The 25,157-nt window shown below is 60.5% G+C and carries 35 protein-coding genes; 1 reads left to right on the top strand and 34 read right to left on the bottom strand.

The annotated features are described in order from the left end of the window. The 14 genes from QZ501_RS09720 to QZ501_RS09655 form a co-directional block, all read right to left on the bottom strand. Positions 1-300: type II secretion system protein (locus tag QZ501_RS09720; RefSeq protein WP_295719080.1), on the bottom strand; the 300-nt coding region annotated here is incomplete at its 3' end. A 58-nt stretch (positions 301-358) separates the two neighbouring features. Further along, complete coding sequence (locus QZ501_RS09715) at positions 359-805, bottom strand: type II secretion system protein (RefSeq protein WP_295719078.1); 447 nt, start codon at positions 803-805, stop codon at positions 359-361. A gap of 80 nt (positions 806-885) precedes the next feature. Continuing rightward, positions 886-1,407 (bottom strand): prepilin-type N-terminal cleavage/methylation domain-containing protein, encoded by a 522-nt coding sequence (locus QZ501_RS09710; RefSeq protein WP_295719076.1) that lies wholly within the window; start codon positions 1,405-1,407, stop codon positions 886-888. Between the two features lie 42 nt (positions 1,408-1,449). After that, positions 1,450-2,673 carry a type II secretion system F family protein gene (locus QZ501_RS09705; protein ID WP_295719074.1) on the bottom strand — a complete coding sequence of 408 codons (1,224 nt, stop codon included), beginning with the start codon at positions 2,671-2,673 and terminating at the stop codon, positions 1,450-1,452. A 2-nt stretch (positions 2,674-2,675) separates the two neighbouring features. Then, entirely contained in the window at positions 2,676-4,574 is a 1,899-nt protein-coding gene (locus tag QZ501_RS09700; RefSeq protein WP_295719073.1) for a GspE/PulE family protein, read from the bottom strand. Between the two features lie 4 nt (positions 4,575-4,578). Further along, complete coding sequence (locus QZ501_RS09695) at positions 4,579-5,706, bottom strand: hypothetical protein (protein ID WP_295719071.1); 1,128 nt, start codon at positions 5,704-5,706, stop codon at positions 4,579-4,581. After that, on the bottom strand, positions 5,703-6,545 hold the full coding sequence (locus QZ501_RS09690; protein WP_160899258.1) for an AAA family ATPase: 843 nt from the start codon (positions 6,543-6,545) through the stop codon (positions 5,703-5,705). Before QZ501_RS09690 ends, QZ501_RS09695 begins: the two co-directional genes overlap by 4 nt. A 1-nt stretch (position 6,546) precedes the next feature. Further along, positions 6,547-8,154, bottom strand: coding sequence for a pilus (MSHA type) biogenesis protein MshL (gene mshL, locus QZ501_RS09685; protein WP_295719068.1), 1,608 nt, complete (start codon positions 8,152-8,154; stop codon positions 6,547-6,549). 94 nt (positions 8,155-8,248) lie between these two features. Further along, positions 8,249-8,587, bottom strand: coding sequence for a hypothetical protein (locus QZ501_RS09680; protein WP_151440439.1), 339 nt, complete (start codon positions 8,585-8,587; stop codon positions 8,249-8,251). Next, positions 8,580-9,257 carry a type II secretion system protein GspM gene (locus tag QZ501_RS09675; protein WP_295719066.1) on the bottom strand — a complete coding sequence of 226 codons (678 nt, stop codon included), beginning with the start codon at positions 9,255-9,257 and terminating at the stop codon, positions 8,580-8,582. The genes QZ501_RS09680 and QZ501_RS09675 overlap by 8 nt, the downstream gene beginning before the upstream one ends. Further along, positions 9,254-9,865: a PilN domain-containing protein gene (locus tag QZ501_RS09670; RefSeq protein ID WP_151440441.1), complete on the bottom strand. Its 612-nt coding sequence runs from the start codon at positions 9,863-9,865 to the stop codon at positions 9,254-9,256. Before QZ501_RS09670 ends, QZ501_RS09675 begins: the two co-directional genes overlap by 4 nt. After that, entirely contained in the window at positions 9,862-10,695 is an 834-nt protein-coding gene (locus tag QZ501_RS09665) for a biogenesis protein MshI (protein ID WP_151440442.1), read from the bottom strand. Before QZ501_RS09665 ends, QZ501_RS09670 begins: the two co-directional genes overlap by 4 nt. Positions 10,696-10,929: 234 nt before the next feature. Beyond that, positions 10,930-11,433, bottom strand: a complete 504-nt coding sequence (gene ssb, locus QZ501_RS09660) for a single-stranded DNA-binding protein (protein WP_095618761.1) — start codon at positions 11,431-11,433, stop codon at positions 10,930-10,932. A 70-nt stretch (positions 11,434-11,503) separates the two neighbouring features. Then, positions 11,504-12,865: an MFS transporter gene (locus QZ501_RS09655; protein ID WP_160899253.1), complete on the bottom strand. Its 1,362-nt coding sequence runs from the start codon at positions 12,863-12,865 to the stop codon at positions 11,504-11,506. Between the two features lie 132 nt (positions 12,866-12,997). On the opposite strand from QZ501_RS09655, the gene uvrA reads away from it, so the two are divergent. After that, positions 12,998-15,835: an excinuclease ABC subunit UvrA gene (uvrA, locus tag QZ501_RS09650; protein ID WP_295719059.1), complete on the top strand. Its 2,838-nt coding sequence runs from the start codon at positions 12,998-13,000 to the stop codon at positions 15,833-15,835. An 80-nt stretch (positions 15,836-15,915) separates the two neighbouring features. On the opposite strand, the gene rplQ is transcribed toward uvrA, so the two are convergent. The 20 genes from rplQ to rplP all read right to left on the bottom strand — a co-directional run. Continuing rightward, positions 15,916-16,320 carry a 50S ribosomal protein L17 gene (rplQ, locus tag QZ501_RS09645; protein WP_151440445.1) on the bottom strand — a complete coding sequence of 135 codons (405 nt, stop codon included), beginning with the start codon at positions 16,318-16,320 and terminating at the stop codon, positions 15,916-15,918. A gap of 38 nt (positions 16,321-16,358) precedes the next feature. Next, on the bottom strand, positions 16,359-17,360 hold the full coding sequence (gene rpoA, locus QZ501_RS09640; protein ID WP_160899251.1) for a DNA-directed RNA polymerase subunit alpha: 1,002 nt from the start codon (positions 17,358-17,360) through the stop codon (positions 16,359-16,361). Positions 17,361-17,384: 24 nt separating this feature from the next. After that, positions 17,385-18,005 (bottom strand): 30S ribosomal protein S4, encoded by a 621-nt coding sequence (rpsD, locus tag QZ501_RS09635; protein ID WP_095618757.1) that lies wholly within the window; start codon positions 18,003-18,005, stop codon positions 17,385-17,387. An 18-nt stretch (positions 18,006-18,023) separates the two neighbouring features. Beyond that, positions 18,024-18,413 carry a 30S ribosomal protein S11 gene (gene rpsK / locus QZ501_RS09630; protein ID WP_077529266.1) on the bottom strand — a complete coding sequence of 130 codons (390 nt, stop codon included), beginning with the start codon at positions 18,411-18,413 and terminating at the stop codon, positions 18,024-18,026. A gap of 13 nt (positions 18,414-18,426) precedes the next feature. Next, positions 18,427-18,783 (bottom strand): 30S ribosomal protein S13, encoded by a 357-nt coding sequence (gene rpsM / locus QZ501_RS09625; RefSeq protein ID WP_077529267.1) that lies wholly within the window; start codon positions 18,781-18,783, stop codon positions 18,427-18,429. A gap of 108 nt (positions 18,784-18,891) precedes the next feature. Further along, positions 18,892-19,005 carry a 50S ribosomal protein L36 gene (rpmJ, locus tag QZ501_RS09620; protein WP_077529268.1) on the bottom strand — a complete coding sequence of 38 codons (114 nt, stop codon included), beginning with the start codon at positions 19,003-19,005 and terminating at the stop codon, positions 18,892-18,894. A gap of 16 nt (positions 19,006-19,021) precedes the next feature. Continuing rightward, positions 19,022-20,350, bottom strand: a complete 1,329-nt coding sequence (gene secY / locus QZ501_RS09615; protein ID WP_095618756.1) for a preprotein translocase subunit SecY — start codon at positions 20,348-20,350, stop codon at positions 19,022-19,024. A gap of 12 nt (positions 20,351-20,362) precedes the next feature. Further along, positions 20,363-20,797: a 50S ribosomal protein L15 gene (gene rplO / locus QZ501_RS09610; RefSeq protein WP_151440447.1), complete on the bottom strand. Its 435-nt coding sequence runs from the start codon at positions 20,795-20,797 to the stop codon at positions 20,363-20,365. A 1-nt stretch (position 20,798) separates the two neighbouring features. Beyond that, entirely contained in the window at positions 20,799-20,984 is a 186-nt protein-coding gene (gene rpmD, locus QZ501_RS09605; protein ID WP_095618754.1) for a 50S ribosomal protein L30, read from the bottom strand. A gap of 4 nt (positions 20,985-20,988) precedes the next feature. After that, on the bottom strand, positions 20,989-21,489 hold the full coding sequence (gene rpsE / locus QZ501_RS09600; protein WP_077529272.1) for a 30S ribosomal protein S5: 501 nt from the start codon (positions 21,487-21,489) through the stop codon (positions 20,989-20,991). Positions 21,490-21,501: 12 nt separating this feature from the next. Then, entirely contained in the window at positions 21,502-21,852 is a 351-nt protein-coding gene (gene rplR / locus QZ501_RS09595) for a 50S ribosomal protein L18 (protein ID WP_095618753.1), read from the bottom strand. Between the two features lie 9 nt (positions 21,853-21,861). Continuing rightward, positions 21,862-22,395 carry a 50S ribosomal protein L6 gene (gene rplF / locus QZ501_RS09590; protein WP_095618752.1) on the bottom strand — a complete coding sequence of 178 codons (534 nt, stop codon included), beginning with the start codon at positions 22,393-22,395 and terminating at the stop codon, positions 21,862-21,864. An 8-nt stretch (positions 22,396-22,403) separates the two neighbouring features. Then, positions 22,404-22,796, bottom strand: a complete 393-nt coding sequence (gene rpsH, locus QZ501_RS09585) for a 30S ribosomal protein S8 (RefSeq protein ID WP_151440448.1) — start codon at positions 22,794-22,796, stop codon at positions 22,404-22,406. A 64-nt stretch (positions 22,797-22,860) separates the two neighbouring features. After that, a complete protein-coding gene (rpsN, locus tag QZ501_RS09580; RefSeq protein ID WP_151440449.1) occupies positions 22,861-23,166 on the bottom strand; it encodes a 30S ribosomal protein S14 in 306 nt (101 codons plus the stop codon). A gap of 9 nt (positions 23,167-23,175) precedes the next feature. Further along, a complete protein-coding gene (rplE, locus tag QZ501_RS09575) occupies positions 23,176-23,715 on the bottom strand; it encodes a 50S ribosomal protein L5 (RefSeq protein ID WP_095618749.1) in 540 nt (179 codons plus the stop codon). 15 nt (positions 23,716-23,730) lie between these two features. Beyond that, on the bottom strand, positions 23,731-24,054 hold the full coding sequence (rplX, locus tag QZ501_RS09570) for a 50S ribosomal protein L24 (protein ID WP_095618748.1): 324 nt from the start codon (positions 24,052-24,054) through the stop codon (positions 23,731-23,733). A gap of 16 nt (positions 24,055-24,070) precedes the next feature. Continuing rightward, positions 24,071-24,439, bottom strand: coding sequence for a 50S ribosomal protein L14 (gene rplN / locus QZ501_RS09565; protein ID WP_077529279.1), 369 nt, complete (start codon positions 24,437-24,439; stop codon positions 24,071-24,073). 58 nt (positions 24,440-24,497) lie between these two features. After that, the gene (gene rpsQ, locus QZ501_RS09560; RefSeq protein ID WP_151440450.1) at positions 24,498-24,764 is read right to left on the bottom strand and encodes a 30S ribosomal protein S17; all 267 of its coding nucleotides are present in this window, start codon (positions 24,762-24,764) and stop codon (positions 24,498-24,500) included. Between the two features lies 1 nt (position 24,765). Then, entirely contained in the window at positions 24,766-24,957 is a 192-nt protein-coding gene (rpmC, locus tag QZ501_RS09555) for a 50S ribosomal protein L29 (RefSeq protein WP_077529281.1), read from the bottom strand. Continuing rightward, the coding region (rplP, locus tag QZ501_RS09550) for a 50S ribosomal protein L16 (RefSeq protein WP_295719042.1) at positions 24,957-25,157 on the bottom strand (201 nt) is incomplete at its 5' end. The genes rplP and rpmC, both read right to left, overlap by 1 nt.

The following is a 25,157-nucleotide window of genomic DNA, read 5'->3' as shown; positions in this document are numbered from 1 at the left end:
AGCAGCGTGTGAAACCGGATAGCCATAGGCAAGATTCACGCTTGTACTGCCTTCCAGCGTCACGGACTCGCCTGAGGCAGCACTTTGGTCACAATCTGAAGAGGCAAGACAGGCCGAATGCACAATAGCAGAGGCAGATCTTATTGAGCCTGCAGCACCTTCAATTGATGCTGCCCGTGCATCCCCACCCAGATCAGCAAACCGCGGTAACGCGAATGCAGACAGAATACCGAGAATGACAATCACAATGACCAGTTCAATCAGAGTGAAGCCTTGTTGCTTTTGTCTGCTAATGTTCATTTATTCAACTCCCAAATTCATCGATAAAACCCTTTAGCCATTTCTTCTGGATTCCAATTTAGCAACTAACAGTGCTAACCGTTGGCTGGCCATCGGTAGGAGCATTTTCATAGGTGAACGAACAATTACCTTCACTACTGGTAATGGTCAATTGGCCCTCACCCGTGCCATCGTCGTAATTGAAGGTAAAATCTTCTGTGATCTGAGCTGCCTCCGCGATGGAACCATTGGTAGCGTTCTCCTGATCAGCCGTCGGGTAGCCGTTGACAATGTCGATAGTAGCCCCTTCCAGCTCTACTGTTGAAGGCTTTTCCCTGGCAAGCCAAGCGGAATGAACAATATCTGATGCTGATTTCACAGAGCCTCTAGCGCCCTCTGTGGCAGCCTCTTCAGCGTCACCCCCCAGATCCGCAAATCGCGGCAATGCAAACGCAGAGAGAATTCCGAGAATAACAATCACAATAACCAGTTCGATAAGGGTGAAACCCTGTTGTTGCCGTTGCATGAAAGTTACTCCTTTCAGACTTTTCATGTAGATTTAGATGTTTTGACTAACAGTATGACTGAATTTCGCGCAATTTCGAGTCAGGAATTGTTTAAACTTGTTGAAACCTCCCCTTCCTCGGCGTTGTATTCAATCGTGTGCTCCGTATCACCTCTCTGATACTCATAGGTACAGCTGTTCGTACCGGAACTGGCGACGTAGTCAGTATCGTCACCATCACTCGCGCTGACCGTCGGTGCATTGGACTGCAATAATGCGCGCCACAAGTTCACGCAATTGCTCGATGAAGCCCCATCCGTTACTGAAACGGGCCAACCTTCGGCGTTGGTATTTACATTGTCCGCACCAAACCCTTCAAGCCCATCATTCACCTCGCCGGGCGCACCAACGCCGGTCCACTGCGCTTTCACCAGAGCCACAGCAGAACCAAAGGCTCCAGCGGTCCCCCGTACACTCGCCTCATGCGCTTCTTCCGAAAGCTCCGCAAACCGAGGCAACACCGTCGCCGCCAGAATGGCGATGATCACGATCACCACCACCAGCTCGATCAGCGTGAAGCCGCTCTGTTGCCCTCTTACGTGTCCCAGTTCATTCGTGTTCATTCTCGCGCTCATACTCGATTGGAATTGATTTTCTTTGCTCTGCTATCCGATAGCCGCACTGCCCAGATCCCAAACCGGCAGAAAGACCCCCAGCGCCAGAATCAGAACCAGTATGGCCACACCTACAAGCAATATGGGCTCAATGGATTCAGACAACCGGTTCAACTGGTAATCCACTTCCTCATCGTAGAAATCCGCCACGTTGATGAGCATCTCATCCACGGAGCCGGTTTCCTCGCCCACCGAGATCATCTGCAGAATCAGCGGCGTGAACAGCTCGCTTTCACGGGCGGCGCGCATCAGGCTGTCACCGCGCTCAATCGAGGTGCGCATCTCATGCAGGTGATGCGCGATCCAGGCGTTACTGTTGGCGTCCGCTACCACGGAAAGCGCGCTGGTCACGGGCATACCGGCTGCGAGGGTCGTGGCAAAGTTACGCGAGAACCGGCTCAGCGCGATCTGCTCCAGAATGGGCCCGATGATGGGAATACGCAGCTTGTAACGGTCCCACTGCAGGCGCCCGGGCTCTGTGGCGATCCACCGACGTACCCCCACGAAGGCGGCCACCATACCTCCCAGCAGTGCCGGCCACCAGGTGGTCATGAAATTGGAGGTCATGATCAGCACCTGGGTGATGAACGGCAGGTCCGCCCCCAGGCGCTCAAAGGTGGAAATAAACTGGGGGATCACGAAGAAGTTGATGATGATCATCGCCGCGGTCAGCGCGACGATCACGAAGATCGGATAACGGGTGGCCTGCTTGATGCGCCGGCGTGTTTCCCGCTCCAGCTCCAGGATGCGCGAGAGCCGGAAGAAAGCGTCGTCCAGCTGACCGGTGTTCTCCCCCACGTGCACCATGGCCACGAACAGTCCGGAGAAAACACGGTCATTGGCCTGCATGGCGGTGGCCATGGTGGTGCCGGTCTCCAGCCGGTCCGCCACGTCATCCAGCGCCTGGCTCAGCGCGCGCGCCTTGCTGGTCTCGGCCAGCCCGCGCATGGTGCGGATGATCGGGATGCCGGCCTTGGTGAGCGCGTACATCTGGCGACAGAACACGATCAGGTCATCCAGCTTCACTTTCGGCTGGAACAGCTCGATCTGCCCCAGCTGAGCCAGGCTGCTGCCGGCTTCCGCCTCCGGCTCCACGGAGACTGGCGTAATGCCCCGGCGCTGGAGCTCGGCGGCGATGGCGTCCCGTGACCCCCCTTCCAGCACCCCCTGTTCCAGGGCACCCTTGCTGTTACGGCCCCGATACTCGAAACGCATGGTCAGTCTCCCGCCTCATCCGCGGTGCCACCACCGAGCGTGGCGGAGACCCGGGCGACCTCATCCAGACTGGTGATCCCCTGTTCGGCGTATCGCAGGGCGCAGTGGTCCAGGCTCTCGTAATCCGGCATGGCTCGTGCGGCCCGCTCAAAGCCAGCATAATCCGCCCGGCGCAACGCATCCAGCATCGCCTCATTGAATTCCAGAAGCTCGTAAACGCCGATACGGCCCCGGTAACCTGTGTTGCTGCACTGGTAGCAGCCCTTGCCCACAACAAAGCCCTGGCCAGCATCCCTACCAGAACCACCCGTATGGTCAGGCGCCGTCTCCCCGGTCTTCATCAACTCGTCGGAGAGGGTCAACTCCAGGGAATCATCTCCCCCGCCATCAACGGTTTCTGTTACCACCGGTTCGGCAGGCTCCGACACCTCCCCCGCTTCCGCAGGCGCCGCCAGGTCACCACACTCCCCCCTGATCCGGTCAATCCAGATCTTTTCCTGATGCGTCGGGGTGTAGGGAACCTGGCAGTTCTCACACACACGCCGCACCAGCCGCTGGGCCAGGACCCCGGCAATGGAGCTGGAGACCAGAAAGGGTTCCGCGCCCATGTCCAGAAGGCGCATGGCACTGCTGACGGCGTCGTTGGTGTGCAGGGTGGAAAGCACCATGTGGCCGGTCATGGCGGCGCGCAGACCGATCTGGACGGTCTCCTGGTCGCGCATCTCCCCCACCAGGATGATGTCCGGGTCCTGGCGCAGGGCCGAGCGCAGTACCGAGGCAAAGGTCAGCCCGATCTGGCTCTTCACCTGCACCTGGGTGATGCGCGGCAGCCGGTATTCCACCGGATCCTCGGCGGTGATGATCTTCACCTGGGCCTGGTTGAGCTCAGTCAGTGCGCCGTAGAGGGTGGTCGTCTTACCCGAGCCGGTGGGCCCGGTCACCAGCATCATGCCATGGGGCCGATGGATGAGCCGGCGGAACCGCCGCAGGATGCCAGGCGGCATACCGGTGCTCTCCAGATCCAGTATGCCCTGGGACTGGTCCAGCAGACGCATGACCACGGATTCGCCGTACTGCACCGGCAGCGTGGACACCCGCACGTCGATGCTCCGGCCCTTAACGCGGATGTTGAAGCGCCCATCCTGGGGCATGCGTTTCTCGGAGATATTGAGCCCGGCCATGAGCTTGAGGCGCAGCACCAGCGCGGAGTGGATACGCTTTTCCTTCATGACCTGTTCCTGCAGCACACCGTCGATGCGCTGACGGATGCGGATCACGGTCTCGTCCGGCTCGATGTGGACGTCCGAGCTGCGGGCCTGGATGGCATCCTCGAAGATGGTCTGCAGAAGGCGCACCACCGGCGCTTCGTTCACATCCGAGTCGCTGCCCAGATCGGCCAGATCAAAGGCCTCGTCGCCGATCTCGTCCTCCAGCTCCTCGGCCAGAGAGGCGATCTCATCCGTGCGGCGGTAGACCAGGTCCAGGGTGTTGAGCAGTTCGCTCTCCCGCACCACGGCCTGCTTCACGGGCTGGTCCAGGATCCGGGTCAGTTCATCGTAGGCGAAGATGTCCATGGGGTCCGCCATGCCCACCAGCAGCTCACCGTTGCGCTCTGCCAGCACAATGGCCCGGAAGCGCCGTGCCTGAGCCTCCGGAAGCTTCTTCACCAGCTCATGATCGAAGTTGTAGTGACGGAGCTGCACGAAGGGGATATCGAGCTGCTGCGAAAGGAAATTCAGCAGCTGGTCCTCATCCAGATAACCGAGATCCGTGAGCGTCTTACCAAGCTTGCGGCCAGTGCGCTTCTGCTCACCCAACGCGGTCTGGAGCTGTTCCTCGGTGATGACGCTGTTCTCAACGAGAAGATCGCCAATGCGGACCTTGCGGCGTGTTTCCGACATACTTCTACCCCTGCTCCGCGGCGAGCCGTTGCTCGATGTACCGGCGCAGCTGTGGCGCCAGATCCGGCAGTGACAGCGCGCGGGTATAGGCGGCCCTGGCCTGCTCATCCCGCCCGCGGCTTTCCATGGCAATACCCAGGCCGGCCCACCAGCGGGCATTGCCGTCATCGGTCTCAATCAACGCCGCCCACTGCTCGGCGGCCGCCTGATGGTCTCCGGTCTGCTGATAGAGCGCCGCCATCATGGTGTGATAGGCCGGCATGGTGCCCGGCCCCGGCGGCTCGGATTCCAGCCACTGAAGGGCACTGGCTCTGCCCGAGCGCTCAAGCGCCACACGCGCCCTGAGCAGCCGCAGTTCCGGATACATGGCCACGGCCTGCTCCGGCAGCCACTGCAACGCGGCGGCTGGCTCTCCACGCTCCAGAGCATGCCGGGCCATCGCCGCCCGGGAGCGCGGCATATCGGAATCCAGCATGGCTCGCTGATTCAGGCGTTCCCCGGCCTGCGCAACACGGCCATCCGCCAGTAGCGCTTCCAGCTCCCGGGAGAACCGCCGATCTTTTTCCGCGGGCGTCAGTTCGCGCACGCTGGGGGCGGCTGTTTCCGGCTCGGGGTCCGACTGATTCGCAACGTCATCAGTGGAGACGGGGTCTTCCGGCTCACTTTCCTGTTCCGCCACTTCTGTCTGTTCTGTCGGTTCCGGCTCTGCTGCAGGCTCCGTTGTTCCGGTCGGCTCAACCTTCCTGACAGTCTCAGGAGGCTCACTGGTGTCACCGTCCTGCTCGGTGCTTCCTGCCCGCTCGGAGGTATTACGCTCAACAGTCCCGGAACCCTCACCGGTCCGCCCCTTCTCCGCGGGCAGTGTCGCGGTACGGATCACAGGCGCCGGCTCATCGTTGATGGCGGGAACAGCCCCCTTCCCTGCAGATCGCGGCTGATCCGAGCCCAGCCACCAGAACCCGGCGCCAGCCAGTACCGCCAGCAGCAGTGCCGAGCCACCCAGTATCCAACCCCAGTGGGCAGGCGTCCGGTAGCTGGCAGCGCCCAGCCCCGCCGGAACCGACTCCCCGTTACTGCCGTCCGCACCCTCGCGTTTTTCCAGATCCCGGAGGGCGTCATTGAGCAGACTCATAGAAGTCCTCCCAGAACCCCGGGGCGGCGCACGACCGTATCGGTATCGCGGATGGCCTGGCGTACATGACGGCTGGTCACTTCACGCTCACCGCGCCCATAGGCGGCAATCAGGGCCTTGTGGGCGAGAATGTTGATCAGCCTGGGGGTTCCGCCCGAGGCACGGCTGATCAGGCGTACCGCCCTGGGCTGGAAGAGTCGTCCACCGTTCCATCCAGCCCGCGCGAGCCTGTGCTGCAGATAGTCAGCGACCGTCTCCGGCGACAGCGTCTCCAGTCGGTGCTGAAAGGTAATGCGCTGGCTCAGCTGGCGCAGATCCGGTCGGGCAAGCAATTCATCCAGCTCAGGCTGCCCGAACAGAACCACCTGCAGGAGCTTACGGCTCTCTGTTTCCAGATTGGTCAGCAGGCGCAGCGCCTCCAGGGTTTCCACAGGCATGGACTGAGCTTCATCGATCACCAGCACCGCCGCACCGGCAGACGCCGCGTTATCGATCAGATATTGCTGCAGTGCTGAAAGGGCCCTGTGGGTGTTACTGGCATCATCGAGCGTCACTCCCAGCTCGTCGGCAATGGCCTCAAATAACTCTTTAGGGCCGAGCTGGGGGTTGGGGAGATAGGCGGTGGTGAATTTCCCTTCCAGGGCATTGAGCAACAACCGGCACAGCAGTGTCTTGCCGGTGCCCACCTCGCCGGAGACCTTGATGAAGCCTTCCTTCTGGCGCAGGGCCACCAGCAGCAGTTCCAGCGCCTGCCCGTGGCTGGGCGCACGCAGGAAGTAGCGCGTATTGGGCGTCAGTGAAAAGGGGGCATCCCGAAGGCCGAAAAATGCCTCGTACATGCTACCTCTCTTGTGTCGCGCCCGCCGCCGGTTCTGGCTTCGGGGATTCTGTGGATTCCATGATCCGGCGCAGATCCCGGATGCGCTCGCGGCTGTCCTCCACGTCCTGTCCGTACCGGGCCACATTGGCGATCATGGGCTTGAGCAGAATCACCAGTTCGCTTTTCCGGGACTCATAGCTGCGCTGCTTGAACAGTTCACCAATGACCGGGATATCACTGAAGAAGGGCACCGCTGAGGTTGTCTCCTCGGTCCGATCCTGAATCAGCCCGCCGATCACCACGATCTGGCCGCTTCGTGCTCGCACCACACTGTCTGTCTCGCGCACCGTGCTCAGCGCCAGAGGCAGCGTCACGTCCTCGTCACCGATGGTGATGAGCTTTTCCTGGTCTTCCACCTCGCTCACAGAGGGATGAACATGCAGAGTGACGACGTTGTCATCACTGATCTGCGGGGTGACGTCCAGAGAAATCCCCGAAAAGAATGGCGTCAGATCCACAGAGGTCGACCTGGAGGTCCCTGTGCCACCGGCGGTGGTATCGTCATCAAAATCAAGATCGGTCACGAAGAACTCGTCACTGCCCACCTTAATGACGGCCTTCTCATTATTGACGGTCGAGATCCTCGGACTGGACAGCACCTGCACATTGCCCTGACTGCCCAGAAGCTGAATCAAGCTGTTGAAACTGTTCACCTCAAGAGCGGCGGAAAACGCTCCTCCCCCCTGGGTGTTGGTAGCAATGCTGCTGAGGCTTCCCTGAAGACTGTTGCCGCTGCCCATCTGGTCCACAGCATTCCAGTTGATGCCCTGCTGGTAACTCTCGTTGAGAGCCACCTCAAGGATTCGGGCCTCCAGGATCACCTGGCGCTTGGAGATCAGCTGCATCCGGCGAAGGTAATCCTCAACCACCTTCAGCTCATCCTGCCGGGCATGGACCACAACCACCCCCGAACCAGGATTAGTGATGACACGCTGGCCACTATCGGACCCGACCATCAGGTTCAGGGATTCGTTGAGATCCGCCCAGAAGCGCGACTCGGAGGTCGTAGTGATACGGGTACCGACCACGGTGCCATTGCCGGAGCCACTGTCACCGTTGTTCGAGCCGGAATCCCCATTGCCCGTATCGGTCACCTGCCCCGACCGTACCTGGGTTTCGGAATTGCCGCTGCGCTGGATGTCCAGGTAGTCCACCTGGAATATACGGGTCCTGAGACCTGCCTGGCGGATGCGGTAGATACGGCCCTCAAGGGCAATCTCATAACCATAGAGATCCGAGACCACATCCATGACCTCTTCGAGGGTCACCTGGGTGAGATCCAGGGTGATGGAGCCCTCCACAGCTGGATCCACCACCACGTTGTAAGGCGTACCGTCGACCAGGCTCCGGAAAAAGGTGGGTGCCGGCAGGCCCTGAGCATTGACGTTGAAGCGCTCCGCCCCGCCGGAAGTGGCACCGCCCGCTCCGGAGAAGTCCGGCATCAGGGCGCCCGTCACCTCATCAGGCGCCGGGGCGGCATCCGTATCACCGCTGCTGGCTCCAGCCTTTTCCAGTTCTTTTTCGATCCGCTCCGTGGTTTCCGTAGAACTTGCCTGCTGGGTCTGCATCAGCGGATTCCCGGCACAGCCGGCCAAAAACAGGCTGAGCACAGCTGGAATCAGAAATGGGACGGAACGCTCTCGCATAACGGTTAACCTGCTGCTAGCGCCGGACTGACGGCGCGCTGTCGAGTTCAAGAGTGTACTGCTGTCCGCCAATTTCAATCAGCACACGATCCATACCGATTCGGACAAGGGTGGCATCCCCAAGCTGACCGCCCTTAGCAAGGCTGATCCCGTTGATGACCGCCCGCCGGCGCTGATCCCCCACCAGGATTGAGTCCAGCTGGAAGCGGCGTGCTGGCGAGACGCTGCTTTCCTGTGTCGATACCGAGGACGGCCGCGTTGGGTCCGGCAGTGACGCCCCGCTGCTGGCCCCGCAGGTCAGCGGTACCAGAATCAGCAGGCCAGCAATGATGCCACTCACAAGCCGTTCAGACACCCAACCACTCCCTGTGCAGGCTCAGTGTGTGCAACCGGATCCGGACCCGCGCTCCCGGCCAGTCCTGTGTCTGATAATCCAGTGACCGCCACCCCAGACGCTCATCCAGGCCTTCAAGATCCCGCAGATACGCCAGCACATCATGGAAACCACCGCTGACGGTGACTTCCACCGGGTGGGCATAGAGGCTGGCCTCCTTTTCACTGTTCGCACTGTCATCCTGGCCTTCCACCGCAACCGGCTGAGGGGCCCTGTGGGAGACACTCTCCAGGGCCACCCCCTCATGCCGGGCCAGCATACGGCGTAACAGCGCCACCATCTCCGACGGGCTGATCAGGCCGGTCGTCAGCTCCTCGAGCTGCTGATCGTAACGGTCAAGGCGCCTCTGGAGCTGGCTGATACGTTCACGCAGCGGTTCGTTGGGATCCTTTTCCAGCTTGCGCAGAAGCGTTTCCTCCTGCGCGGCAAGCCCTTCCAGCGACTCCTGCGCACTGGCAATGCGCTCCGCCACCTGGCTCCGGGCCTCCAGAACCGGTGTCACCAGCAACTGCCAGGCTCCCAGAGCCACCAGCGCCGCCGCAGCCACCAGCATCAGCACACGCTCACGGCGCGCCCGCGCCAGGAAGGCAGCCGCGAGCGTCTGCCAGCGCTGCTGGAGACGGTCCTTCATTCGTCTTCCTCCGCTGATTCGCGGGTTGAAGCCACATCAAAGCTCAGCGGCCCACCGTCCTCCGGGCGGTCAATGCCAAAGCGGGCAAAGCGACGCCCTTCGAACACGGATTCTTTCTGCAATCGCTGCAGATATTCAGGCACGTTCTGGCCATCGGTGGTACGACCTGACAGCCCCAGACGATCACGCATCAGATCCACCCGGATCCGTGTGAGCCATAGCCCATCGAGTGTCTGGCGTGCCAGCCCTTCCAGATAGGGTGTGAAGCCCTCGCTACTCGCCTTTGCCACCGAATCCGCACGCTCAACCAGGCGGCGGCGATCACGGACCCGCTGCTCCAGTCGTGTGACCTGCTCTTCCAGGGCCGGATCCTTCTTTCGGTCGGCCACCTGTTCCTGGAGCGTCTCCACCGACTGCTGCTTTTCGGCTTCCCGGGCTTCAATCTCCGCCAGCCGGGCTTCAGCACCGGCCAACTGATACCGGAGAGCGCCCCCGATGCCGGCAACCACCAGCAGCACAACCGCAACCAGGCTGAGCATCCGGCCCAGGGTCAGCCACTCCCTTGAGGGCTGAAAGGCCTCTGTGTACAGGTTGACGGACTGCTTCATCTCGCTCCCTCGTCATCCGCCAGCAGCGTGGCAACAGCAAGCCCGGTTCCGGGTGCGGGCGTCACGCCTGAGAGCATGGCACTCCAATCCAGATCCACCACTTCAGCGGTCACCTCGGAATTGAGCATCCCGGCAAGCGGCAGCGCTTCCGGGTGGCCTGCCAGCTGGACACGGGAGGGGGGAATCTGTCGCAGCTGACTTTCGTAATAATCCAGCGACCGCTGGATCTCCAGCGCCAGGTCCTGGACCGTCTGCTCCTGGGTGGTGGCGTCCCGTAGCTGGGCCTGGGAGACATCCAGGCGCCGCGCCATGTAGAGCACCTCACCCCGGCAAAAGATCACGTGACCACTCTGCCGTCCCAGATGCACCAGGGCCGCGCCACGCCCCTCTGGATCGGCACGGGCCAGAAGGTTACGCAGCGCGAGCTCGGCGATATCAATGCATTCAAGCTCAAGCCCCGCTTCATGGATACGCTCCACGATAGAGCGTATCCGGTCCTGGTGGGCACAGACGGCGTTAATCAATGCCCCACGGTCCCGTGAGGCGTCCTCGGGAAACGGAAAGGTATCAATAACGGCTTCACTGGCGGGATAATCGAGCAGATCCCCGAGCTTCCAGCGAACGGCGTCCGCCAGCTCGCCAGGCTCGACGTTGGGGCGCTCTGCCTGAAAGATCTGATACTGATCCGGCCCCAGAACCACCCGCGCCCGGGCACCACCCACCCCCTGTTCATTCACCAGGGATTCCAGTGTCTGCCCAGCGCCTGCGGAGCCGCTCTGGAGCGAACCGTCCGCCTGCATGCAGGCCCAATGGAGCGCATCATCGGTCAACTCCAGCCCCACGCGGAGTGAAGAGTGACGTTTCGCGAACGGATGTCGGAGGGATCGGAGTGCCAGCAAGTTGACCGTCTGCGCTGCTCGTGAAATTCCGAAGGGCACTCTCACGGAACAATGGGAGTGCCAATACGTGTCGCGAGTATAGTTCAGGATCCGAACAGATTCACGCTGTTCAGATGGTTATCCACGTCTTTTAACACAGCACTGGGACTTGCTGGCAGAAGTCTGCTAGAAGGGAATGTCGTCATCAAAGTCGTCAACGGGATCCGGCATGCCGGTCCCCTGATTCTGGTCACCACCCTGGGGCGCGTAGCCACCGCCTCCCTGGGGCGCACCACCCTGTGCGGCACCCGGCGCGCCGCCTCCGGTGCCGGCACTGTCACCACCACGGCTGTCGAGCATCTGCATCTGGCCGTTGATGTCGACGATGATCTCGGTGGTGTAACGGTCCTGACCACTCTGGTCCTGCCACTTGTTGGTCTGCAGGCGGCCCTCAATGTAGACCTTGGACCCCTTGCGCAGGTACTGGCCGGCCACTTCCGCGATCTTGCCGAACATGACGATGCGGTGCCATTCCGTGCGCGGCACCATCTGGCCGGTGTTGCGGTCCTTGTAGCTCTCGTCCGTTGCCAGCCTGAGATTGGTGACCGGGTTGCCATTGGCGGTATACCGGGTCTCGGGATCCGCGCCCAGGTTGCCGATCAGGATGACCTTGTTTACGCCTCTCGCCATGCTCTGCTCCTGTTCCTTTCTCTTTATTCGCTGTTATGCGTTGACGGAAACCGTCCCGTGGCTTCCTTACTCAGACCTGCCGCGCCACAAAGGGAAGACGCCACAGGGATTCTTCGCTGAACTGCTGGCGATCCACCTTGAGCCAGGCCTCACCGCTGCCGGCAAGCACCACGGCATCATCCACCCCCGGAATGGCCAGAAACGCCTCGCGCATGGTGCGCGGATCCTGGGTGTGCTCATCGGTGAGCTGCAACGCCAGACTGGTGGCGTAGCGTGGCGGCGCCATGGTGACAACCAGGCCGAGCCAGACCGCGATGGCCAGCAGAACGAGAACAATAACACCGCTGGCACCGGCGAAACCAGAGAGCCAGCCCCCGAGCGCACCGCCCACAAAAGACCCCATGAACTGGCTGGTGGAATAGACGCCCATGGCCGAGCCCTTGCCGGCCGCTGGCGCCTCCTTGCTGATCAGCGAGGGCAGCAGTGCCTCCAGCAGATTGAAGCCGGTGAAAAAGATGAACAGCACCCCCCAGAATCCGGCGATCCGCTCCCAGCCGATGCCCATCAGCGCCACGGCCACCCCGAGCAGCGCCACCGCCACGGTCATCACCTGCTTGAGACGGCGCTTCTTCTCGCCAATGATCAGCAGCGGCAGCATTGCCACAAAGCCCGTTCCCATCACCGAAAGATAGACCCACCAGTGCTGGTTGGTGCCCAGCCCCAGCTCCTCCAGCGTCAGCGGCACAATCAGGAACAGGGCGGTCAGCGTCAGGTGCAGGACGAAGATACCGCCATCCAGGCGCAACAGCCGACCCGATGTCAGCACCTGGCGGAGCTGGTCCCGGGCCGGCAGCGCATCCGGCTGATGGGTGCGCGTCTCAGGCGTGGGCACGATGGTTGCGACCAGCACCATGCCGATGCCCGCGAGCACGGCCGTCAGCAGGAAAATCCCCGTGAGCCCATAGGCATCCCCCACCATGGGCCCCAGCACCAGCGACAAAGCAAAGGCCATACCAATGGACAGTCCGATGGTGGCCATACCTTTGGTGCGGTTTTCCTCGCGGGTAAGGTCACTGGCCAGCGCCATGAGCACACTGGCGATAGCGCCTGAGCCCTGCAGAATGCGCCCGGCAATGACCCCCTGGATGGAATCCGACCACCCCGCCAGCAGACTGCCGGCGGCAAACAGCACAAGCCCTATCTGGATCAGCGGCTTGCGCCCAAAACGATCTGAAAGAATGCCAAAGGGGATCTGCAGCAGCGCCTGGGACAGACCGTAGGCGCCCAGTGCCACACCCAGAAGCGCCGGGCTTGCCCCCTGAAGATCCCGCCCCAACAGCACAAACACCGGCAGGATCATGAACAGACCCAGCATGCGGGAGCCGTAGACCGTTGCCAGAGCCGCTATGGCGCGTTTTTCAGTGGCGTTCATCAAGGATCCTCCGGAAAAGCGGCGCCATCTTAGCACAGCGCCGGCGGTTCACTCATGGATCCAGATCAATCCATCTATGGCGGGGTGGCGCTAAGCCCTATAATGGTCGTTTTGCCCGGCAACTGGAGCAACATGAAACACATCCGTATCCGGGGTGCGCGCACCCACAATCTGGCATCGGTGGATCTGGATATTCCCAGGGATCAGCTCGTGGTGATCACGGGGCTCTCCGGCTCCGGCAAATCATCACTGGCCTTCGATACTCTTTACGCGGAGGGGCAGCGGCGCTACGTGGAATCCCTCTCGACCTACGCCCGCCAGTTCCTTTCCATGATGGAAAAGCCGGATGTGGATCATATTGAGGGGCTGTCGCCGGCCATTTCCATCGAACAGAAGTCCACCTCGCACAACCCGCGCTCCACGGTTGGCACCATCACCGAGATCCACGACTACCTGCGCCTGCTGTTCGCGCGCGCCGGCGAACCGCACTGCCCGCTGCACGATGAACCACTGGCTGCCCAGACGGTGAGCCAGATGGTGGACCAGGTGCTGGCTCTGCCCGAGGGCAGCCGCATGATGATTCTGGCGCCGCTGATCCGCGAGCGCCGGGGCGAACACCAGCAGGTGCTGGATGAGATGCGCAGCCAGGGGTTCATACGGCTGCGTATTGACGGGACGGTGTACGACATCGATGACCTCCCCTCACTGGACGCCAAGCGCAAACACAGCATTGAGGTGGTTGTGGACCGCTTCCGGATCCGGGACGGACTGCAGCAGCGTCTGGCCGAATCCTTCGAGACCGCACTGGCGCTGGCGGATGAAACCGCCCGGGTGGCCTCCATGGATGAAGACGGCGCGGAGGAGCTGGTTTTCTCGGCCCGCCATGCCTGCCCCCAGTGCGGCTACTCCATCAGCGCGCCCGAGCCGCGGACGTTCTCATTCAACAACCCGGCGGGCGCCTGCCCCACCTGTGACGGGCTGGGGGTTGACCAGTTTTTCGACCCCCAACGACTGATCCGCAACCCCGAACTCACTCTGGCCGAAGGTGCGATACGGGGCTGGGACCGGCGCTCGGTCTACTACTTCCAGATGCTCGAAAGCGTCGCCTCCCATTACGGCTGCGACCTCGACACGCCCTGGCAGGAGCTGCCGGAGTGGTTCCAGCACACCGTCCTGCGCGGCACCGGAGATAAAGCGATCACCTTCCGGTATGTGAACTCCCGCGGTCAGGCGGTGGACCGAGAGCATCCCTTCGAGGGGGTGATTCCCAACCTGGAACGGCGTTACCGGGAAACGGATTCCCAGACGGTACGCGACGAGCTTTCCCGTTCCCTGAGTTCGCGCCCCTGCCCGGACTGCCGCGGCTCGCGCCTGAATGAGGCGGCCCGCAATGTGTTCATTGGCGACTGGACGCTTCCGGCAATGGCGCGCCTGTCCATTGCCCATGCACTGGACAACGCCCAATCCATCACCCTTCCGGGCTGGCGTGGCCAGATCGCCGAGACCATTCTCAACGAGATCCGCAAACGCCTTGAATTCCTGGTCAACGTGGGCCTGGGCTACCTCACACTTGAACGCAGCGCCGATACCCTCTCCGGAGGGGAGGCACAGCGGATCCGGCTCGCCAGCCAGATCGGGGCCGGACTCGTGGGGGTGATGTACATTCTGGACGAGCCCTCGATCGGGCTTCACCAGCGCGACAACGACCGGCTACTGGGCACCCTCAAGCGCCTGCGGGACATGGGCAACACCGTGATCGTGGTGGAGCACGACGAGGACGCCATCCGCGCCGCCGACCACATTGTGGACATCGGCCCTGGTGCCGGCATCCATGGCGGCCGGATCATGGCCGAGGGCACTGCCGACGCCATCGCGGCCGAACCGGAGTCCATCACGGGCCAGTACCTCACTGGCCAGCGCCGGATCGCCATTCCCCGACAGCGGACCGCCCCCGGCGAACACTGGATCACCGTAACGGGCGCTACCGGCCACAACCTCCAGGGCGACGAGGTACGCATCCCCGTGGGGCTGATGACCTGCGTCACTGGCGTATCAGGTTCCGGCAAATCCACGCTGATCAACAGCACGCTCTATCCGGCCGCTGCACGGCAGCTCAACAATGCTACAACACTCACACCGGAGCCCCACGAACGCATCGAAGGGCTGGAAAGCCTGGATCGTGTCATCGACATTGACCAGAGCCCCATCGGGCGCACGCCACGGTCCAACCCGGCCACCTATACCGGACTGTTCACGCCTATCCGCGAGCTGTTTGCGGGAACCCAGGAGGCCCGCTCGCGCGGCTACAAACCGGGCCGATTCAGCTTCAACGTGAAGGGTGGGCGCTGCGAGGCGTGCCAGGGTGACGGCGAGATCAAGGTCGAGATGCACTTCCTGCCCGACATCTACGTGCCCTGTGATGTCTGCCAGGGCCAGCGCTACAACCGGGAGACCCTGGAAATCACCTACAAGGGAAAGACCATCCATGAGGTGCTCTCCATGACCATCGAGGAAGCGCGCGAGTTCTTCGACTCCGTTCCCTTCCTGGCCCGGCGCCTCCAGACACTGATGGAAGTGGGTCTGTCCTACGTCAAGCTCGGCCAGAACGCCGTAACCCTGTCAGGGGGCGAGGCACAACGGGTCAAGCTGGCACGGGAACTGTCCAAGCGGGACACGGGCAACACACTGTACATCCTCGACGAACCCACAACCGGCCTGCACTTCCACGATATCCAGCAGCTACTCGACGTGCTGCACACCCTCAGGGACCACGGCAACACCGTAGTGGTGATCGAACATAACCTGGATGTCATCAAGACCGCGGACTGGCTGGTCGACCTTGGACCGGAGGGAGGGGACGGCGGCGGACGCCTGGTAGCGGAAGGCACCCCTGAAACGGTCGCCAGGGAGCGCGACTCCCACACGGGCCAGTACCTGGTCAATTATCTTCCCGAGGCCTGCAGCCAGTAACTGCGCATGAAAAAGCCGGACACAGGGTCCGGCTTTTTCTGAGGCATCGCCTGAGCACTTCAGGCGGAGACACGAGACTCTCAGTCCTCGTCGTCATCATCCTCATCGTCTTCCACGTACTCAACAACCGGACGACCGATGACCTCAACATAGGCCATGGGCGCGTTGTCACCAGCCCGCAGACCGCACTTGAGAATCCGCAGATAACCACCGGGACGACTCTCGAACCGCGGACCGAGCTCTTCAAACAGCTTGGTCACCGCCTGGTCATTGCGCAGCCGCGCGAATGCCTGACGACGGTTCGCCACCGAGTCCTCCTTGGCGAGTGTGATCAGCGGCTCCGCCACACGGCGAAGTTCCTTCGCCTTGGGCAGGGTCGTCTTGATCAGCTCATGCTCCACCAGAGAGGCAGTCATGTTGCGGTACATGGCCTTCCGGTGCGAACTGTTGCGGTTTAATTTACGACCACTCTTACGATGACGCATTGCTCTAATTCCTTAAATCAAAATCAGCGATTCAGCGATCAGCCACCAAGGACCCGGTCATCACCGCGCAGACTCGCCGGCGGCCAGTTCTCAAGCCGCATACCCAGCGACAGGCCACGGGAGGCCAGCACATCCTTGATCTCGGTCAGTGATTTCTTGCCGAGATTGGGCGTCTTCAGCAGTTCGACTTCTGTGCGCTGGATCAGATCGCCAATGTAGTAGATGTTCTCCGCCTTCAGGCAGTTGGCCGAGCGCACGGTCAGCTCAAGATCATCAACCGGGCGCAGCAGGATCGGATCAACTTCTTCTTCTTCCTGCGATTCTTCCGGCTCTTTCTCCTGGTCCAGATCGACGAACACTGCCAGCTGCTGCTGCAGGATGGTCGCCGCCCGACGGATCGCTTCCTCCGGATCGATGGTACCGTTGGTATCCAGATCGATGATCAGCTTATCCAGGTCGGTCCGCTGCTCAACACGGGCACTCTCAACCATGTAGGAAACACGGCGGACGGGGCTGAAGGTCGCGTCAATCTGAAGGCGGCCAATGGCCCGACTTTCCTCGTCCTGCTCGCGCTGATCCGCGGGCTCATACCCTCGGCCGGAGCTTACCGTCAGCTTCATGTTGAGCTCACCGCCCTTGGACAGGTGACAGATCACCAGATCCGGATTGACGATCTCAACGTCATGATCAAGCTGAATATCCGCCGCGGTGACCGGCCCCTCTTCTTTCTTGGAAAGAGAGAGTTCGGCCTGCTCGCGACCATTGAGCTTAACGGCCAGCGCCTTGAGATTCAGCAGGATCTCAATGACATCCTCCTGAACCCCTTCAATGGCGCTGTACTCGTGCAGCACTCCATCGATCTGCGCTTCCGTTACTGCGCTTCCGGGCATGGAAGACAGCAGGATCCGCCGCAGAGCATTACCCAGCGTGTGGCCAAAGCCCCGCTCAAGAGGCTCCAGAACCACGCGGGCGTGGGTTTGGGTCTGCTCCTCCACATTAATGCTGCGAGGAGTCAGAAATTCGGTAGCTGAACGCTGCATTGGACGCCCCTATTTCGCTGTGCGTTACTTGGAGTAAAGCTCGACGATCAAGCTCTCGTTGATGTCCGCAGAGATATCGCTGCGCTCCGGACGGGACCGGAAGGTTCCGACGAGCTTGTTGGCGTCGACGTCGACCCACTCGATGGCCGCACGACTGTTCGCCAGCTCCAGCGCATTGCGGATACGGAGCTGGTTCTGAGCCTTCTCCCGTACGCGGACCTCATCACCGGGCTGCACCTGGTAGGAGGCCACATTGACGGTGCGGCCATTGACCTGCAGCGCCTTGTGGGAAACCAGCTGCCGTGCTTCAGCGCGTGTGGCGCCAAAACCCATGCGGTAGACCACGTTGTCGAGCCGGCACTCCAGCAGCTGAAGCAGGTTCTCGCCGGTTGAACCCTTGCGGCGAGCTGCTTCCTGATAGTAGTTCCGGAACTGTTTCTCCAGCACACCGTACATACGGCGTACTTTCTGCTTTTCCCGAAGCTGGGTTCCGTATTCGGACACCCGGGTACGCCGTGCGCCATGCTGACCCGGCGCCTGATCGACGTTGCACTTGCTTTCGAGCGCCCGGACCCCGCTCTTCAGGAATAGATCTGTCCCCTCGCGGCGAGACAGTTTACATTTCGGACCAATGTAACGTGCCATAAATCGCTGTCTCCTTGATTACACGCGGCGCTTTTTCGGCGGACGACAGCCATTGTGCGGGATGGGTGTCGCGTCCTCGATGTTGGTGATCTTGAAACCTACCGCATTGAGAGCGCGAACCGCGGATTCCCGGCCGGGTCCGGGACCCTTGACCATTACGTCCAGGTTTTTAAGACCGTATTCAGCGGCCGCGTTACCGGCCCTTTCAGCTGCTACCTGCGCAGCAAAAGGTGTACTCTTTCGTGAACCGCGGAATCCAGAACCGCCAGCAGTCGCCCAGGAAAGGACGTTGCCCTGGCGATCGGACAGGGTCACGATGGTGTTGTTGAACGAGGCGTGGATATGGGCCACGCCGTCAACAACTGACTTTTTCACCTTTTTACGGGTACGTGTACCTGGCTTTGCCATTTTTACCTACCTGTTATTTACGAATCGGTTTACGGGGGCCCTTGCGGGTCCGCGCATTGGTCTTGGTCCGTTGACCACGAACCGGCAGACCATGGCGATGCCGAAGGCCGCGATAGCAGCCCAGGTCCCGCAACCGCTTGATGTTCATCTGAACCTCACGACGCAGGTCACCCTCAACCGAAAGCTTGCCGACTTCCGTGCGCAGGTTGTCCACCTGCTCATCGGAAAGCTCGCCAACCTTCGTGTTCCGGGGGATGCCCGTCGCGTCGCAAAGCTGACCTGCCGTGGTATGGCCGATCCCGAAGATATAGGTCAACGAAACCGCGGCATGTTTATTCTCGGGTATGTTGACACCGGCTATACGTGCCATTCACTTCACTCCGCATTCAAAGCTTTGCTGTTTACGTTACCGTCACAAAAGGTGCGGAATGATAGCGCCTGAATCGGCAGATATCAACAACCGCCCCCTGATGCTGCCTCACCCCTGGCGTTGCTTGTGACGGGGCTCGGTGCAGATGACCCGGATCGAGCCATTGCGACGAATGATTTTGCAGTTTCGGCAGATTTTCTTCACCGATGCACGTACTTTCATTTCAGTCTCCCGTTGATCAGCGGAACATGCCGCTGCGTCCGTGATTCTTGAGGTTGGACTTCTTCATCACCGATTCGTATTGGTGCGACATCAGATGTGCCTGAACCTGTGACATGAAATCCATCACCACCACTACGACGATCAGCAGTGACGTACCCCCGAGATAGAACGGCACATTGCCGAATACCGTCAGGAACTGGGGCATGATCGACACTGCTGCAATGTACAGCGCCCCGAAGATCGTCAGACGTGTGAGCACCCCGTCAATGTACTTCGCGGTCTGCTCACCGGGCCGGATCCCGGGGATGAAGGCGCCGGACTTCTTGAGGTTGTCCGCGACCTCCCGCGGGTTATACATCAGTGCTGTATAGAAGAAGCAGAAGAAGATCACTGCAGCCGCAAACAGCAGGATGTACAGAGGCTGGTTAGGCCCCAGGATCTGGGACAGATCCCCCAGCCACTCCATGCCTTCGGACTGGCCAAACCATTGTCCCAGTGATGCCGGGAACAGCAGGATCGACGACGCGAAGATCGCCGGAATAACACCGGCCATGTTCACCTTCAGCGGCAGATGACTCTGCTGCTGGGCGTAGACCCGGCGTCCCTGCTGGCGTTTGGCATAATTCACCGTGATCCGGCGCTGACCACGCTCCATGAACACGATGAACCCAACCACGGCAATAGCCATGGCACCGACACCGAAGACCAGCAGCAGACTCATCTCACCACTGCGGGCCTGTTCAAGCGTCTGACCGATGGCGCCCGGGAGACCGGCGACGATACCGGCGAAGATCAGCAGCGAGATGCCGTTTCCGATGCCACGCTCAGTGATCTGCTCACCAAGCCACATCAGGAAAACGGCACCACATACAAAGGACACGACCGCGATGAAATAGAAGTCGAGGCCGCTGGAGAACGTCACCCCCTGGGACGCAAGCCCCACGGAAATCCCCAGCCCCTGCACGAACGCCAGGCCAACGGTACCGTACCGCGTGTACTGGCTGATCTTCTTGCGACCGGATTCGCCTTCTTTCTTGAGCTGCTCCAGCTGCGGACTGACCGCCGTCATGAGCTGCATGATGATCGCGGCGGAGATGTAGGGCATGATGCCCAGCGCCAGGATACTCATACGCTCAAGGGCACCCCCTGAGAACATGTTGAACATGCCCAGGATGGTACCCTGCTGCTGTTCAAACATTGCCGCCAGCCGATCCGGGTTAATGCCCGGGACCGGGATGTGCGCGCCGATCCGATAAACCAGGATCGCGATCACAACGAACTTGAGCCTCGAGTAGAGCTCCGAGAGGCCCTGTCCCTTAGCGGATGCCGGTCCCTGTTTAGCCATTTAGCCCTCGACTCAGTCTTCGACTTTCCCGCCAGCGGCAGTAATCGCTTCACGGGCGCCTTTGGTTACCCGCAGGCCCTTGACGGTCACCGCACGGGAGATCTCACCGGAGGCGATCACCTTTGCTTCGCGAACGTCATGACGGATCAGATCCGCTTTCTTCAGAGCGTCCAGATCAGCCGTGTCACCCTCGACTTTGGCCAGCTCGTGAAGACGGATTTCCGTCTCCCAACGCTGCTGACGGGAGGTGAAACCGAACTTGGGCAGGCGCCCACGCATCGGTTGCTGACCACCCTCGAACCCGGGCGCGATACTGCCGCCGGAACGGGATTTCTGGCCATTGTGACCACGGCCGCCGGTTTTACCCAGGCCACTGCCGATGCCACGACCAACACGCTTGCGCTCGGCCTTGGAGCCGTCACCTGGGCGGAGTTCGTTCAGTTGCATCTTACTGTTCCTCTACCCGAACCATGTAATTGACACGGTTGATCATCCCGCGGACCGCGGGCGTGTCCTCGAGTTCCACCGAATGGTGGAGACGGCGCAGTCCCAGTCCACGGACACAGAGTTTATGGTTCTTCTGTGCGCCGATGGGGCTGCGGGTCAGTGTGACCTTGATCGTTTTGTTAGCCATAACGTCAATCCAGGATCTCTTCCACGGTTTTACCACGCTTAGCCGCCACTTCTTCCGGCGACCGCATGGCTTTCAGGCCTTCAACGGTAGCCCGTACCACGTTGATCGGGTTGGTGGAGCCATAGCACTTGGCCAATACGTTGTGTACACCGGCAACTTCCAGAACGGCACGCATCGCGCCACCGGCGATAATGCCGGTACCCTCGGAAGCCGGCTGCATGAACACCCTGGAGGCGCCATGGTTAGCCTTGACCGGGTACTGCAACGTAGCGCCATCCAACGGCACGGACACCATATTCTTACGCGCGGAGTCCATCGCCTTCTGGATCGCTACCGGCACCTCACGTGCCTTGCCGCGGCCGTAACCGACCCGGCCATTGCCATCACCCACAACCGTCAGGGCGGTGAAACCGAAAAGGCGGCCACCCTTGACCACTTTGGCCACCCGATTGACCTGCACCAGCTTCTCCTGAAGCTCGGGCTGGTTCTGCTCATTCACGCTCATCTTCTCCACCTCTTAGAATTGCAGGCCGGCTTCACGCGCCGCATCGGCAAGCGCTTTGACGCGACCGTGGTAGCGATAACCGGACCGGTCGAATGCAACCGTTTCGATACCCGCGTTTTTCGCCCGTTCCGCGATCAGCTCGCCAACCTGGCGTGCGGCGTCCACGTTTCCGGTTGCACCCTGGCGCAACTCCTTGTCCAGTGTGGAGGCGGCCGCCAGCACCTGGCTGCCATCCGCCGTAGTCACCTGAGCATACATATGACGCGGTGTACGGTGGACGCAGAGGCGGTTGGAGCCACGTTCCCGGATCTTGATGCGCACTTTACGTGCGCGACGCAATCTGGATTCTTTCTTCGCGCTCATCTGTTTGCCCTATTTCTTCTTGGCCTCTTTACGCCTTACCGTTTCATCCGCATAGCGGACACCCTTGCCCTTATAAGGCTCAGGCGGACGGAAAGCCCTGATGTCTGCTGCAGCCTGGCCGACACGCTGCTTATCGATGCCCTTGAGCACCAGTTCGGTCGGCTTGGGGGACTCAGCGGTAACGCCTTCCGGCAACTTGTATTCCACCGGATGGCTGAAGCCAAGCGTAAGATTCACGCTGTCACCCTGGGCCTGGGCCCGGTAACCGACACCATTGATTTCGAGTTTGCGCTCGAAGCCATTGGTCACACCAACAACCATGTTGTTCAGGAGTGCCCGGGTGGTACCGGCCAGTGCACGGCTTTTCTTCGCATTGTTACGCGGCGCGAACCGCAGCTTATCGTCGTCCTGCGTCACTTCGACACTCGGGTGAATGCTGTGCTGAAGCGTACCCTTGGCACCCTTCACTTCAACGTCCTGACCGTTGAAATTCACCTCGACACCGGATGGCAGCACGACAGGATTACTCGCAACCCTGGACATGACTCCTCCTAGAATACGGTGCAGATAATTTCGCCACCAATGCCGGCCTTGCGGGCGGCGCTGTCTGTCATCACGCCCTTCGACGTGGAGACGATGGCGACGCCCAGACCATTGGCCACGCGCGGCAGTTCGCTGTTGCCGCGATACTGGCGCAGACCAGGGCGACTCGCCCGCTGGATGCTCTCAATGACGGGCTTGCCTTCGAAATAACGCAGATTGATGGTCAGCCGGGGCTTCTTATCGCCCTCAACGCTGAAGTCCTCGATGAAGCCTTCGTCCCGCAGGACCGTGGCAACGGACTGTTTCATCTTGGAGGACGGCATTTCCACACTCACCTTCTCGGCCATCTGGCCGTTACGGATGCGCGTGAACATGTCCGCCAACGGATCTTGCATGCTCATTCGTATGAGACTCCTGATCGTTTCAGTTGTGCAGCAACAATGCTGTTGCTTACCAACGCGCGGGTTACCAGCTGGCCTTGCGCAGCCCCGGAACCTCTCCGCGCATTCCGGTTTCACGCAGCTTGATGCGCGAAAGCTGGAATTTCCTGAGGACACCATGCGGGCGCCCGGTTACCTGGCAACGATTGCGAAGACGCACCGGGCTGGAGTTACGCGGCAGCTTCTGCAGCTGCATCTGCGCTTCCCAGCGTTCTTCGTCGCTCAGATTCGGATCCTTACTCATTTTTTTAAGGCGCTCACGCTTTTCGCCGTATTTGGCGACCAGGCGTTCCCTGTTGCGTTCGCGCTCTTTCATGCCGATTTTGGCCATGTCCGATCCTTACTGTTTGAACGGAAAATTGAATGCCGAAAGCAGAGCACGCCCTTCCTCATCACTCTCAGCGGACGTGCTGATGGTGATATCGAGGCCACGGACCTTGTCGACCTTGTCGTACTCAATTTCCGGGAAAATGATCTGTTCCCGCACGCCCATGCTGTAATTGCCGCGCCCGTCGAAGGACTTGGGACTCAGGCCACGGAAATCACGGATCCGCGGAATCGCGATCTGCACCAGGCGATCAAAGAAATCCCACATCCGCTCACCACGCAGGGTCACCTTACAGCCGATCGGGAAGCCTTCCCGGATCTTGAAGCCTGCAACGGACTTGCGCGCCTTGGTGATCACCGGCTTCTGACCCGACAGCATCTGCAGGTCAGCGACAGCGTTATCGAGCTGCTTCTTGTCGCCTACAGCCTCGCCAACGCCCATATTCAGGGTGATCTTTTCAATCCGCGGCACCTGCATCGGGTTCGCATACCCGAACTGCTCGTTCAGCGCCGGGATCACCTGTTCTTTGTACACGTCTCTCATGTTGGACATCGTAACCACCGCCGCTTACTGGTTATCGATCACTTCTTGCGTGGACCGGAAGATGCGCACCTTGGTGCCGTCTTCCTTCACCTGAAACCCGACACGATCAGCCTTGGCCTGCTGCGGGTTATAGATGGCCACGTTCGAAATATGAATCGGAGCTTCCTTTTCGATGATGCCGCCCTGGGTTCCCGCCATGGGATTCGGGCGCGTGTGCTTCTTGACCATATTGATCCCGGACACAACGACCCGTTCACCACCATCAACAATCCGCAGCACCTTGCCACGCTTGTTACGGTCTTTCCCCGTGGTGACCACCACTTCGTCATCTCGCTTGATCTTGTTCATAACCGGCCTCTTGTTCCTACAAAACCTCGGGTGCCAGCGAAATGATCTTCATGAATTTCTCATTCCGAAGTTCGCGAGTCACCGGGCCAAAAATTCGGGTGCCTACCGGCGCTTCCTGCGGGTTAAGCAGGACCGCCGCATTGCCGTCGAACCGGATCAGGGACCCGTCCTGGCGCCGGATACCACTCTTGGTCCGGACCACAACTGCCTTGAGCACCTGACCCTTCTTGACACGGCCCCTGGGGATCGCCTCCTTGACGGATACCTTGATGATATCCCCGACCCTTGCATAGCGCCGGTGCGAGCCACCCAGGACCTTGATACACATGACCTGACGGGCGCCGCTGTTATCGGCTACGTCAAGTACGGTTTGCGTCTGAATCATGGTTAGTCTCCACTAGAAACCACTTCGTCTTTACGACAAGAACCAGTGTCCTGGCGCCTTACACCTTCGACGCGTGCTCAACCACGTTCACCAGTGTCCAAGCCTTGTTCCGCGCTAGCGGACGGCTTTCGGCGATGGTTACAAAATCACCGACACTGCACTGGTTGTCTTCGTCGTGAGCCTTGATACGCGTCGAGCGCTTCACGTACTTGCCGTAGAGCGGATGCTTTTCCCGGCGCTCAACCATAACGACAATCGTCTTCTGCATCTTGTCGCTGACCACGCGGCCGTTGAGCGTCCTGGCGTTTTCACTTGCATTAGCCATATCAGTCACCTGCTTTCTCAGTCATAACGGTTTTAACACGCGCAATATCGCGCCTGGTCTGACGCAGCAAGTGGGACTGATTCAGCTGACCTGTCGCTTTGCGCATCCGGAGATTGAACTGTTCCTTGAACAGCCGCATCAGCTCCTGGTTCAGTTCCTCTGCCGATTTGTCACGCAATTCTGTCGCTTTCATCACATTACCGTCCTGTTCACAAAGGTGGTCGGTACCGGCAGTTTGGCCGCGGCCAGATTGAATGCGTCACGCGCCACGTCTTCTGCCACCCCTTCCATCTCATACAGCATCTTCCCGGGCTGGATTTCAGCAACCCAGTACTCGACGGCGCCCTTGCCCTTGCCCATGCGGACCTCAAGGGGCTTCTCGGTAATCGGCTT

It is taken from the genome of uncultured Halovibrio sp., assembly GCF_913056445.1.
Classification (GTDB): Bacteria; Pseudomonadota; Gammaproteobacteria; order Pseudomonadales; family Oleiphilaceae; genus Halospina; species Halospina utahensis_B.
Note: the sequence above shows the minus strand (reverse complement) of the source record. Positions and strands in the feature narration are given on the sequence as shown.